Source organism: Streptomyces sp. NPDC005811, from assembly GCF_040630405.1.
GTDB lineage: Bacteria > Actinomycetota > Actinomycetes > Streptomycetales > Streptomycetaceae > Streptomyces.
In genome coordinates, this window is record NZ_JBEXXK010000112.1 from 1 (window position 1) to 11,491 (window position 11,491).

General features: G+C 66.5%; 9 protein-coding genes and 1 pseudogene. 6 read left to right on the plus strand and 4 right to left on the minus strand.

What is annotated here, in order from left to right; genetic code table 11:
• Positions 1–366 precede the first annotated feature (366 nt).
• Together ABZ490_RS51510 and ABZ490_RS51515 are read left to right on the plus strand one after the other, a co-directional pair.
• The gene (locus ABZ490_RS51510) at positions 367–618 is read left to right on the plus strand and encodes a hypothetical protein (protein WP_359007798.1); all 252 of its coding nucleotides are present in this window, start codon (positions 367–369) and stop codon (positions 616–618) included.
• A gap of 144 nt (positions 619–762) precedes the next feature.
• The gene (locus ABZ490_RS51515; protein ID WP_359007802.1) at positions 763–1,302 is read left to right on the plus strand and encodes a hypothetical protein; all 540 of its coding nucleotides are present in this window, start codon (positions 763–765) and stop codon (positions 1,300–1,302) included.
• A gap of 393 nt (positions 1,303–1,695) precedes the next feature.
• Here ABZ490_RS51515 and ABZ490_RS51520 read toward each other — a convergent pair whose 3' ends face one another.
• The gene (locus ABZ490_RS51520; protein WP_359007823.1) at positions 1,696–2,214 is read right to left on the minus strand and encodes a peptidylprolyl isomerase; all 519 of its coding nucleotides are present in this window, start codon (positions 2,212–2,214) and stop codon (positions 1,696–1,698) included.
• A 751-nt stretch (positions 2,215–2,965) separates the two neighbouring features.
• On the opposite strand from ABZ490_RS51520, the gene ABZ490_RS51525 reads away from it, so the two are divergent.
• The 4 genes and pseudogenes from ABZ490_RS51525 to ABZ490_RS51540 all read left to right on the plus strand — a co-directional run bounded on the left by ABZ490_RS51525 (position 2,966) and on the right by ABZ490_RS51540 (position 7,242).
• Positions 2,966–3,322 carry a hypothetical protein gene (locus ABZ490_RS51525; RefSeq protein WP_359007805.1) on the plus strand — a complete coding sequence of 119 codons (357 nt, stop codon included), beginning with the start codon at positions 2,966–2,968 and terminating at the stop codon, positions 3,320–3,322.
• Between the two features lie 182 nt (positions 3,323–3,504).
• Positions 3,505–3,963, plus strand: a pseudogene (locus tag ABZ490_RS51530) (IS5 family transposase); the annotation flags it as partial.
• Positions 3,964–4,251: 288 nt separating this feature from the next.
• The gene (locus ABZ490_RS51535) at positions 4,252–4,488 is read left to right on the plus strand and encodes a hypothetical protein (RefSeq protein WP_359007808.1); all 237 of its coding nucleotides are present in this window, start codon (positions 4,252–4,254) and stop codon (positions 4,486–4,488) included.
• A gap of 558 nt (positions 4,489–5,046) precedes the next feature.
• Complete coding sequence (locus ABZ490_RS51540) at positions 5,047–7,242, plus strand: dsDNA nuclease domain-containing protein (RefSeq protein ID WP_359007811.1); 2,196 nt, start codon at positions 5,047–5,049, stop codon at positions 7,240–7,242.
• Between the two features lie 7 nt (positions 7,243–7,249).
• On the opposite strand, the gene ABZ490_RS51545 is transcribed toward ABZ490_RS51540, so the two are convergent.
• From ABZ490_RS51545 to ABZ490_RS51555, 3 genes are read right to left on the minus strand one after another with little or no spacing between them, the layout of a single operon-like run.
• A complete protein-coding gene (locus tag ABZ490_RS51545) occupies positions 7,250–9,190 on the minus strand; it encodes a hypothetical protein (protein ID WP_359007814.1) in 1,941 nt (646 codons plus the stop codon).
• Positions 9,190–9,762, minus strand: a complete 573-nt coding sequence (locus ABZ490_RS51550; protein ID WP_359007817.1) for a hypothetical protein — start codon at positions 9,760–9,762, stop codon at positions 9,190–9,192. Before ABZ490_RS51550 ends, ABZ490_RS51545 begins: the two co-directional genes overlap by 1 nt.
• Positions 9,759–11,114 carry a dsDNA nuclease domain-containing protein gene (locus ABZ490_RS51555; protein ID WP_359007820.1) on the minus strand — a complete coding sequence of 452 codons (1,356 nt, stop codon included), beginning with the start codon at positions 11,112–11,114 and terminating at the stop codon, positions 9,759–9,761. The genes ABZ490_RS51550 and ABZ490_RS51555 overlap by 4 nt, the downstream gene beginning before the upstream one ends.
• Positions 11,115–11,491 lie beyond the last annotated feature (377 nt).

The following is an 11,491-nucleotide window of genomic DNA, read 5'->3' on the forward strand; positions in this document are numbered from 1 at the left end:
GGAACGACGCGACGACATCCACGAGGCCTTCCTCAGCCTCGCCACCTGCCTGATCACTTACCGGCACGTACAACGCCTTTGTTAGGACCTCTAAGAGGTGAGGCGGGAGAGCCCCGCCGGATGGAGGTACCGCCGTGATCGTCCGACTCGTGGGCGGCCCGCTCGGTGGCCGTGAGCTGTTGACCACCACACCCGTGGGCCGGGGACTGGCTCACCGCCGGTGAAGCCGACTGGGGCCTGTACGTGCCCGTGCACCGCACCCCTGTGACGGGTGTCGTCCTGGCGGAGATCCGGGCCACCGCTCCGCGTCGCACCACCGGCCAACGGTCTGAACCGTCGGCCGGCGCACCGGCTAGGGTCCACGCCATGGCACACACCAGATGGTCAGTTGAGTACCCGGTCGACCCGTCCGCGAGCCCCACTCCCCTCGGAGCGAAGCTGGTCTCGAATCTCCAGGCCGCTCTCATCGACGCCTCTGTCGAAGAGTGGGCGTACGAAGTCGACGGCGAACCGGTTGACGACTTCCAGGAGTTCCAGAAGCGCCTGGACGCGACGACCAGCGTCCGCGCGGGCGAGTTCGTCGCGCGCGTCAACGGCATCGTCGTGAGCTCTGCCTGACCCAGACGGCTCTGCCCCGTTCGACAGTGCCCCCGGCTTCCTCTTCGGCCGGGGGCGCTGCGCGCTTCGGCATGATCCCGGGCCGCCGTCGGCCTCGCCCACCGCGACGCCACACCGCTGGACCGTGCCCCATACGCTCAGGACATGACGATGACGCCGCAGGAGCTTGAGGATCAGAAGGCGACCCTGGAGCTGATCAACAGCGAACTCGCGGCGCGTCTGGCACGGCAGTCGGAGTCGGGCGCGAAGGTGGACACGAAGGCGGTCTTCCTGGTGGGCTTCGCGGCCACGGCCGCCCAGTTCCTGGCCTCCCGGAGCTTCGAGCCGTTCACCGGCACCGCGGCCTTCGCGGCGTACGCGGTGGCTGTCGGCTTCGGCATCTCGGTCTTCAACCTCGCTGAGTACGAGGACATCAAGCCGCGGGAAGTCCTGGACACCTACGCGCGCTCGGAGAAGGGCGCGACGCTGGGGGCCCTGGCCGGAACGCGGGTGGGGATGTTCGAGAAGAACGCCCGCCTGCATCAGCGGAAGACGAAGCGGTGGACGGTCGCCCTGGCCGCGGTGGCCGCCGGGATCGTCCTCTCCACTGTCAGTCTCGTGCTGCACACTGGCGGCCATGACAGACACACAGAACCAGGGGAACCCACCCCCACCTCCTCCGCCTCCTCCGCCCAGCCTCACTGACTCCCTCGCCAACCCGGCTCTTGTGGGCACGGAGAAGAGGAACGAAGGCAAGCCTGCGCGCAACAGGGCGGCCGCCCCGGGGCAGGCCGTCGAACGGCGCTGACCCCAGCACGAGACCCCGAGCCTCGACAGGCCCGGGGTCTCGTGTCTTGCGGGGGAGCGTGCGGTGGCCGTCTCAGTAGGAGTCCTCCCGTTCGGAGGGCGGCCCCAGCTGCTCGATGATGTCGCAGGTGCAGGCGCCGCCCTCGTACAGCACGGTGTCGCGCTCGTCATGGTGGTGCCGTACCGGCGACCGCTTCGACGGGGCGGGCGGGGCTGGAGGCTGGGCAGCTGCGGACCGGGCGGCGGCCCGGAGCTCGCTGACCGGGTCGTCCGGCGATCTGGCTGGGGGTTTTACCGTCGGTCGATGGTGACGGACTCGATGGTGATGTCGGTGACGGGGCGGTCCTGGCGTGCGGTGTCGGCCGTGGAGATGGTGGTGACGACGTCTTCTCCGGCAGATACCTGGCCGAAGATGGTGTGCCGGTCGTTGAGGTGGGGGGTCGGTGTGACGGTGATGAAGAACTGGGAGCCGTTGGTTCCGGGGCCGGCGTTGGCCATTGCGAGCCGGTAGGCCCGGTCGAACCTGAGCTCCGGGTGGATCTCGTCCTTGAAGCGGTAGCCCGGGCCTCCGGCTCCGGTTCCCTGGGGGTCGCCGCCCTGGATCATGAATCCGTGGATGACCCGGTGGAAGACCGTCCCGTTGTAGAGCGGCCTGTTGATCCGTTGCCCGGTGTCGGGGTCGATCCACTGCTTGCTTCCGTCCGCGAGGCCGACGAAGTTCGCGACGGTCTCCGGAGCCTGACTCTCAAACAGCTCCAGTTCGATGTCCCCGGCCGTGGTCTTCAGTGTTGCGAACAGCTTCTCCGCCATGAGTTCCCGTCCCGTCGTCCGCGCCCTGAGCAGGGCTTTCATCGCATCGAACCAGCGATAGCGCCGACACGCCGACCAGAACACACGCTGCCAGTGCCCTCACACCGAGGTGGGCTAAGCGCCCCAGCCGAAGCGGCCGACTGACTCCCCGGGAACTGATGACGATGCCCGGTCACGACTGCGAGATTCCATCGGGCGGGGTGCGGTGTGCGGCTGGAACGCCATGCCGATGCAGTCGATGGCGATCAGCTCGGCCTCCCGGCCGTCGGCGCGGTGGCCGCCGTCCTTGAAACGCACCTCTTTGCGGGCCCTGGGCGACAGTGCCGCGCAGCGTGGCGTCGCTGGTCGCCCTGGCCCCGGGCGTTGAGCTCGCCGACAGGGCGCCTGCAGTCGGCTCCGGCCGCAGCCACACGCAGGGACGGCGTGCCGCGCCGGCCGGGCCCGCAGCCTCAGCGCCGAATCATGCCGTGAACGGTGCGCCCCGGCTCCGTCCCGGTACGCCTGGTGGATGGTGCCGCCGTGGCACACGTCCCTCGCGAGCCTGTGGCGGGACTCCTGCACGGTGAGCCGCCGGTTCATTATCAGCTTCGTGAGAACTTCAGACACTGGCCGATAAATGTGCACGGCCGGGTGATCCGGGGTGTATGCGGGCGCAGTGAAAATCCCGTGCACGTCAGATCCGCTCAAACCAGTGGTTTACCCCTGATAAAAGACGAAGAGAATCCTTTCCGTTCTTACAGTGGAACCGAGTTTGGCGGGCGGGCTGGCTGCTTTGCCCGGCGAAACGAAGGGGGATTTTGAGTTGTCCACTCAGAGGACTGCCTCGGGGCATACGGCACCGGGGCAGGGCTGGCAGAACTACAACAACGCAGGCATCTTCATCGATGTCGACACGTCATCGGCAGGCTTCACCGGTAACCCGACCTACGTGATCTCCCTGGGAGGTGACGGCACGCACTGGTCGGCCGTGGGCGCATCGGCCGTCTACTCGCCGACCAGGACCAGGTTCCGCGTGTACCTGCAGTGGAAGGACACCAGAGTCCTCACGCCTGCACACGCGGCCCAGTACAACTTCCACATCAACTGGATCGGTATCGACGAGCCGTAAAAGGCTCTTCCGATACCGCCCGGCAGGACATGCTCTGAGCCGGTGAACATCCGTGGGGCCCCGAATTGCTGCGCCAGCGGCTCGGGGTCCCACACAGGTTTACCCATGGGGTGGTTTCTTTCGAGCACGGGAATATCCGAACACCACGGGGGAATTGCCGGGCCAGAACCCGGATCTGCGACCTGTTGCGCCGATGGCAGCGGAACGGCACCTGGCAGCGGATCCTCACCCGGCTCCAGTCCCTGGCCGATGCGGCAGGTGCGATCACGTGGGATCTGAGCGTCGACTCCACGGTCTGTCGTGCTCATCAGCATGCGGCCGGGGCTCGCAAGCGGGGCGACCTGCAGAAGGAACCTCCGGGTGACGTGTTCACCGAGCCCCGTGATCACGGGCTGGGGCGGTCGCGCGGCGGGTTCACCACCAAGCTCCACCTGGCCGTCGAGCAGGGGCAGAAGCCCATGTCGATCGTGGTGACGGCAGGACAGTGCGGGGACTCGCCGCAGTTCGAACCCGTGCTGGAGAAGGTCCGTGTGCCCCGCATCGGGCCGGGCCGGCCGCGCGTCCGTCCCGGTCGTGTGCGGGCGGACAGGGCGTACGCCTCCCGCAGGAACCGCGCCTGCCTGCGTCGGCGCGGGATCCGCTGCAAGTGGCACCGCGAACTCACCAAGGACCTGCGCCGCTGGTAGCCCGCGTGGGCGAGCGACACTGGCCCCGGCTTCCTGGCCGGTGTTGTGCCACCGCGTGCAGCCCCACCCCGGGGCTCACACGCGGCCGGCCTCGGCGGCGAGTGGGCGGGAGCGCTATCGGAACGTCCCTGTGAGGGCACGCTGATCATTAGTGATCGCGTAGCGGCGTGCCCCCCGACCACGGGCGCCGGGGAGGGCGTGTCCGAAGTGACACGCAATTCGAACACGCGATCTAATGCCGGTATGGACGTGACCGACTTCCCCGACGACCTGGTGCAGACGCAAGCCGCCTGGAACGCCACCTACCAAGCACTCGCCGCACCCCGCCCCCGCGACACCACCGCCCTGCGCCGCCGCCTGCTGCGCCTGTCCGTACGGCTGTGGTGGCATCCCTACTGGGAGACCGTCCCCTCGGTGCCGGCGGCACGCTCCGAGCTGCGGCAGCTGGCCCGCGCCCGGCGGGCCGTCCAGGCGGCGTGACCGCGCGCCTCGGTCGACCACGAGCACGGGGTTGCGTCAAGGGTTGCGCCTATCTGTTGCGCTGGATGTTGCGCCAAGGGCTGCGCTAGGTGTTGCGCGGCCCGCAGGACCGTCCCCGTGTCCGTGCAGGTCGCCACGCGGTTTTGCCGTGGTCGGCCTGCTGACATCCCCGTTGCGGCTGCTCTGCCCATGTCCCTTGGCTGGTGTGAAGGAGGAAGGGACGGGCGGGATGGGCGGCGCGGCCGTAGCCGGGGATCGGGGCGAGCTCAGCCGGTTGCGCGTCGGCCGGGGCCGCCGCGCCCGTGTTGCGTCAGTGCGGCGGTGACGTCAGGCGAGGGAGGTCGGCGGGGGAGAGGCCGGGCGCGGTGAAGACGTGCGGGGCGGCAGGGGACCCCCGACCACGCTGCCGCTGACGGCGTTCCTCGGCCGGTCAGCCGGTCACCGGGTCAAGATCGCCCCCCCCACCTGGCGCTCCTGGCATCACGAGTTCCGTTGAAGTGATCGACTGACCGGTGCTGCGCCGCTTACGCTGCGTGCTTGGGAGAATGGGCGGGGCGCATGGATGATCCGATTTGGACCGTTGCGCCGGACGATTCGGGTTCGGCCACGCTTCGGGCGTACGAGTACCAGGTTCATGTGGCTGCGCATGCCATCCTGGAGATACTCGCGGACGAGCCGGTACACGTGATCTGTGAGCACGTTGCGGACATCATCGTTGTCCGCAGTAGCGAGGGACAGGCTGATGGCCGTCCCTTCTGGGATTTTCAGGAGATTAAGACGCGGGCCGCTACCACGCCCTGGACGCTCACGGACGTTCTGGCCAGGGGCCCGTTGAAGGGACTATGGCGTACGTATGGAGCGGTGAAGGAGCAGGGGCTCTCCTACGGGCTCACGGCTGGTTTGGAGGGCTACCTCGATTCCGCCGACGTTTCCCTTACTGCTCTCGCGCACGGGGAAGGGGCCGATGATGCGCGGTGCTTGCAGCGAGTGGCAGACCGCCTGAAGGCTGAGGTAGACGAGGTCTCCGCCTTCCTTGGCCTGATCAGTATCCGGGAACTGCCCAGGCACGACGACATCGAGTTGCGTAACATCGCCTTTCTCCACGAGCTGGGTCCTTCTTTGACTGGTGCGGAGATTGCCGGTCTGTACACCGAACTCGTGCGCCGTACCCGGGAGGCAATGCAGGGTCTGGGTCCTGGGCGGGCTGAGCAGGTAGCGATGCTGGGCTTGCCCACAGGCCTGCAGGGGAAGTACATCGGCCCCAGTGCTGTTGCCGACCTTCAACAGCGCTTGCTGGGCCCTGACCACGTGTTGCTGACCGATGTCTCGCAGCGTCTCAGCGGAGTTGAGACACCGGAGGCCCGCAAAGCCCTCTGTGGCGCGGCGCCGTACGAGGCACGTGGTCTGCGCGAGGACTACGCCTGCGAGAAGTTCCCCTTCCATCGCCAGGAAGACGGCATGGCTGACGTCTTCGATGCGACCCACAAGCCGACCGATACACCCGTCGTCCTGAAGCAGTTGCGTGGCAAGCACCCGCCCCTTCCCAAGCGAGCCCGGATGGCTCGTGAAATTGAGGTTGGCCGCATCCTGAGCGATCACCCGAACGCGATGCCGGTCTGGGACGCCGGTGCCGACGGCAAGTGGTTCGTCATGCCCAAGGCGCAGGCTGTCGCAACGGAATGCCTTAATGACCTCAGAGATCCGGCCGTACTGCGGGGTCTGGTGGAGAGCCTGTGCTCGGTATTGGCCGCTGCACATGGCATCCAGGCTCCAGGCTCCCCTCACGGGTGGGTGCACCGGGACATCAAGCCGTCCAACGTACTTCGGCTTGACGATCGATGGGTTCTGGCCGACTGGGGCATTGCGCGCCGTCCGCCTGGCCAGACCACTCACCCGCAGCGCACCAGGGTCGGAGTGAGCATGGGCTCGGAGGGCTTCGCTGCCCCCGAGCTAAGCGTCGACGCTCACAGCGCCGGTCCGCCGGCTGACGTCTACAGCCTGGGGCAGCTGATCGGCTGGGCGGTTACAGGCAGGATCCCGCAGCAGAATATTCCTCTCATACCGGATTACGGGCCGTGGCGCGCGGTCGTCCGGGAGGCGACGCGCACGGACCCCAGGAGACGGCCGGCAACGGTGCAAGCGTTCCTCGACCTCATCGCCCAGGAGATCGACACACCTCCTGTGCCGCCCGTAGTACAGGCCGAAACACTCCGTGATTCTCTGAATGCTGGAGCAGCGAACGCAGCAGAGGAATTGGTGGCCCTGGCCGCTGCCCATCCCGACGACGCTGCCCTGTACTGCGACGTACTCCTGAACACCGACCCCGAGGCGCTCATACCGGCGTTGATGGCGGACCCTCCTCGAGCACTCGAGATCGTCCGGGCGATGCCCGAGCTCCTGGGCACACACCGGTCAACGGAGCGCGGCGAAGTCGACGCCGTCATCCTGTGGTTGTTCACCGTCGCACGCCACGCCGCCGATGCAGCCCATCTGGACCTGCTGGAGGAAAGCTGCAACGGCGCGTTCGCCTGGGACGCGTTGTGGGACCAGTGGACGCCGCAGGACAAGATCAGGCCCTGGCTGCGCACCCTGACAGGGGACGCCGCCGGATCGGTCGCAGGAGCACTGCGCGATCATCCCGATTGCGCACGCCACTTCTCCTCCCTGGCGAACGAACTCCGAGTCGATCACCGGATCCGCTCGGCAGTCTCACCACCTTCGCCAGGTTCGACCGGAACGGCCGGCTCAACGTAAAAGGCGGCTACGCCTGATATTCGTCTTCGGTGCGTGGAGTGTGGCCGGGGCCGGGGTGGGTGACGCCGGGGACCATGGGGCGGCTGTAGTGGTCGAGTTCGATGGTGCTGAAGGCGTCGCCCGGCAAGGGGGCGGTGTCGTTGTCGGCGATGATGAGCTGGAGGCGCGAGCCGTATGCGTCGGTAAGGGCTTTGAAACGGCGGTAGATGCGCCGGCCTCGTTCCTGGTCGTCGGGGTTGCTGCCGAGCGCTTTGCGGGGCGAGTCGATGATGAGGATCGACGGCACGAGGACGTCGGGGTGGGTGAGACCGCTTTCCAGGAGCGCGAGGTGGTAAGCGATGTTGACGCCAGCCTGGAGACCGCCGCCTGAAGCCTGGAGCTTCTCGAAGGGTGTGTTGTCGACCACCGGCAGGTAGGTTGCCGGGTCGATGACGGCCGACTGCTCCCAGGGCAGGTTCAACTCTACGAGAGTCGTGCTGAAAAGACGGCTCAGGTCACTGACGAGGGTTCGTCTGGCATCGCTTTCCGCTTTGCGTGTCTTGAGCTCGGCATTGGCGGCTTTGCGCCGCGCGGTGATGTCCTTGGCGGCTTGAGCGATGGACCGTACGCGCGCCCACGAATCGCGCAGGTGAAGGACAGCGTCGATTCCCGCGTTGAGGGCGGCTACGCGAGCGCTGGAGTCCGCGATGGCGTCGAACCGCGGGGCGACGACGTCGCGTGTCTGGGCATCAAGCTGTCGGCGCAGGCTGGTGGCGAGGAACTCGGCCTCAGAGGATCGGTCACGGGCCCTGCGCAGGACCTCGGAGTCCGCTTGCATCAGCTCGCGCGCGTCCTGCAGCTGCTGCTCCAGCGCGCTACGCGCCTCCCGGACGGCTGCCGGGTCCGCGTGGTCATCGACGGGATCGGTTTGAAGGCAGACGACGCAGTGATCTTCCGGGACAGGCCGGGCTTCAAGGCGTTGCGCGCAGCGCGGGCAGACCACGAAGTTGAAGGGGGAGAGCTGGTCGATCGCGGTTGCGGAGCGTTCCAGGCGCCGCAGGTCGAGTTCGACCTGGGCGACGACGGACTCACGAGCCTCGACCAGTTCCCGGGCGGCGAGCATCTCCTGGGTGGCCGCCGTCGCCGCCTGGACGGCCGCTCGCAGGTCCCCGCGTAGGACGGCGTCCGCGGCACTGGTCTCGGAGACCTCGGTCCGCAGTGTGCGCAGTCTGTTCTCGGCGTTGTGCAGCATGTCGCGCAGGCTGGCCAGCTCGGTGCGCAATTCGTCATCGGTCCGGGGATCCGTGGCCCGCAGGAAGGCGCCGACGTTCTCCTCCTCGGCTTCCTTCTTCCGCAGGTCCGTGGTGAGCTGGTTCACCTGCCTCTCCAGTTCCATGACGGCCGAGGTCGTGAGGCCGAGCATGAGCTCGAAGAGCGTCTTGCGCTGCTTCTTGAAGTTGTTGTCGCGGTGTCCGACTACCTGGAAATCCAGTTCGCTGGCTTCCAGGTAGACGTAGCGGAAGAGGTTGGTGAAGGTGAGGTTGAGGGTCGTGGCCTTGCCGTTGCGAGTGGTGGGGATCTTCTCGCGCGGAAAGCCCAGAGCGTTCAGGAGAACGTCCGACAGGCTCACCTGCCCCTCCTCGGCCCTGGTGCCGAGAGTGTGCTGGAGCGCCATCGTCTCGGGATCGAGGACGTCGACACGGTCGGAGTGATCGCCGCCGATCGTCCGCCTGAGGATCATGTGCTGCTCGCCGACCACGACGGAGGCCAGTACCGAATGGACGTGATCGCGTACTGCGGGCGTCAGGACGGCGGTGCCCCCGACCGCGTGTTTGAGCAGCATGAGAAGGCTGGACTTGCCCGCACCACTGGGGCCACTGATGACGGTGGCTGGCTGATCGAAGCGGTACGTCGTCTCCGCGGTGGCGGTGGTGACGGTCAGAGCGAGAAATCGGAGGTGGGTGGCCATTAGATTTCCGTCCGCAAGGGCCTGTCCACCGCGTCGGGCAGGCGATCATAGATGAGGGTCTTCAAAGCCGATCCCGACTTGTCGAAGTGCCTCTTCAGCAGGGTGGTCCGCTGAGCCACCACGGCCCACTCGTCGGTCTGGGCCAGCATCGACGCGGCCATCGCTCCGTCCGCGGTGACACGGAATTCCGCGCGTGCTGACCCGCTGTAGGTGATGAGCCCGCGGCTGGCCAGGGAGCCGAGGACGCTGTAATACCGCTGGTCCCAGGGCCCGTACTTGTACCGCGTCATCCGGCTTTCCACCGCCAGACGCTCTGAGGACGTGGGCTCTGCCCCCGCCGGCCAGCTTCCTCCCTGCTCAATGAGCAGACGCTCCAGCATCGTCGGGTAGCGCAGGAGGAAGTCCAGCTTGGCCAGCTTCGTCAGGCCATCCAGAGACCTCTTCGCCGTGGTGAACCGCTCGATCAGTAGAAGAACTCGGGCCTCGTGGTAGCGCGCTTCCCTCCGCTCATCACCCCGGGCCTGACGCCGGATCTCTGCAGCCGCGGCCAGGCGCTCGGCACCGTTCGTCACGATGCTTCCCCGGTTGAGACGTCGAAGGGAGCGGAGAAGTAGAAGCGGCACTCGTCGCAGAGCTGATAGGCCAGACCCCGGAGGTGAAGCTTGTTGATCTTAAAAGGCAAGGTTGTGTCGATGACCTCAGGGGTGAGGCGCTGCCTGATGAGCTGATTCATCCGTTGCCCGTAGGCAGCCCCGTCAATGACCTCGCTCTGCGCGTGCGCCCGGCAGTCGAAGACGGTGTCCACGACTTCCAAGCGCAGGTTCTCCAGGTCCACGGCATCCCCTGCCAGCCCGGAACGGCGCTGTGACCAAGTTACGTACCAGGCAGAGCGGAGCTCCTCGGCGTAGGCGGCCTCGTCAGAAGGCACCTGGCCCTGCGCCAGCTTCTTACGGAGTGCTGCCCCGCCAGGGGCGATTGTGGGTGCCTGGCCGCGGGTGTACGTCGGCACAGCCGCTTGGCGATAGACGAACTCGTCCAAGATCGTTTGACGGTAGAGCGTACGGCTCGCGACACGTCGCAGAATCTGGGTGTCATAACGCACTCGACTTGAGTCGGCTACGTAGGCGGCCAGCTGCCCTTGCTCGCCCTCGCTTCGGTTGGCCTGCTCCACCCGTTCGATGATGCGTCTGTAGCTGGCGTTCACGTCGACGTGATCGAGCTGAAGATCTTCGATGGCCGGTTCAAGCAGTCTGCGGATGTTGATGTCCGTGATGTGTCGATGGGACGGCACATCTTTGTAGTCGATCTCCAGCACTGCCATGAAGGCGGCCACCTGGTCGATGAAATCCTGCGGGGCAGCGATGTCACCGACCTTGCGTAGTTCCGGCAGCACTTCAGGGATGCTGTCGTAGGGCTGCTTCCAGCGAACCTTCAGCAGGTGCTGCGACAGGCTCTTGGCCATAGCGTCCCTGCCGACGGCGAGCTCCGGGTCTGGACCGCACATACGGGCAAGAGTCGAAGCGTTGTCTTTCGCGGGACTGAGGGGCGCATTCGTAGTGAGACGAAGCCGCACGTTGCCGGCGCGCCCGCAGGCAGACCACCGGTCAAACAGATGGGCTATCCCGCCGTCCTTGCAGAGATCCGCGAGTGTCCACTGGGTACGGCTGCTGTGCTTGACCGACACCAGCTCCACCTCGCCGTTCGTGAACGCGATGACGAAGTCCTCATGCCACTCGCATACGACGTAGTCGATGGCGTCCTGGGTGAGCATGGCGAGACAGGCCTGGGCTGCGACTTCGGCCTGATACCGGTATAGACCGAGAGTGTCGGACCCGCTGTCCTCTCCGGGGCGGAGCTGAAAAATTGGGTGAACGAACTGCTCGGAGTCACCTACTGAGTCCGCCACAACCTCGACCACGCCCACCCCCGCTACCGACCGCTGAGTCAGCCTTGCTCCGGCCGGACGATCCGAAGATCCACAGATCTACCACAGCTTCCATGCCGTATGTAACCGGGCAATCACAGAAGAACGTTGAACCTGATCCACCCGCTGACTGGCATGCACCCCAGTCCCGCCACCAGGCGGGAACTCAGGGTAATGGTCTGGCTAACGCTCTGGCGGAAGGTGCGAGCTGAGACATCACGCCGGACCAAACCAAGGAGACGATGTGTCGGACGATCCGACGGGCGGCTACAAAACCGACTCTGTGCGAAAGGTGTTGGGTTGGTGGGGTGGGTGGTGGGGGCTGGTCGGGGTTGTGGGCTGGGGTTTTGGGGTTCGTTCGTTGGGTGGGTTTGGCA